Origin of the sequence: Mesorhizobium sp. M3A.F.Ca.ET.175.01.1.1, from assembly GCF_004791945.1 — a bacterium.
GTDB lineage: Bacteria > Pseudomonadota > Alphaproteobacteria > Rhizobiales > Rhizobiaceae > Mesorhizobium.
Window position 1 is genome coordinate 1 of record NZ_SRTP01000047.1, and the last position, 683, is coordinate 683.

The 683-nt window shown below is 62.7% G+C and carries 1 protein-coding gene; it reads right to left on the reverse strand.

Annotation, left to right across the window (positions count from 1 at the left end):
• Window positions 1–539 (reverse strand): substrate-binding domain-containing protein (locus tag EN818_RS30665; RefSeq protein WP_145972139.1); only part of this gene is annotated, 539 nt, incomplete at its 3' end.
• Window positions 540–683: the final 144 nt, after the last annotated feature.

A 683-nucleotide genomic window follows, 5' to 3' on the forward strand; every position in this document is an offset into this window, starting at 1 on the left:
CCGGCGGCGGCGTCGGTCGGAGAGCCGTTGATCTGCAGCACGCCGACATCGCCGTCGCTCGACACGCCCTTGGCCTTGAGATGCTCGACCAGCGAGGCGGCGATTGCCTTGCCGATGGCCTTGTTGTCGAACGAAACGTAGAAATCGGCCTTTGCGGTGGGGATCGGACGGTCATAGGCGATGACCTTGACCCCTTGCGCCTGCGCGTTGTGCACCAGCGATGCCGCCGCAGCGGAGTCCACCGGATCCAGCACGACCACCTTGGCGCCCTGGGTGATGACCGAGTTGAACTGCTGCTGCTGCTTGGTGACGTCGGCGTCGGCGTTGAGGTAAAGCACCTTGCAGCTGTCGCAGAGCTTCTTCATTTCGGCGACGAAACCTGGATGATCGTGCTCCTCGTAGCGCGTCGAGCCCTGGTCCGGCATCAGGAACGCGACCGTGGAGCCGGCGATATCCTGCGCATTGGCGAACGTCGCGCCGAGAGCGAGGCCCGAGACGGCCAACGCGGCCGCAGTCAGTCTGGACATGTATCTGGACATAAGGTCTTCTCCATTCCCGTTGTTTGGTGTAACGGACCCCCGATGTCTGCTTGCGCTGTCCGATCGGAAGTCTAACGAACTCGTGCAGCAGCCTTACGGCTTCCTCCCGCTGGCATGACACGAGGCAATACTCATCCGTCGCTG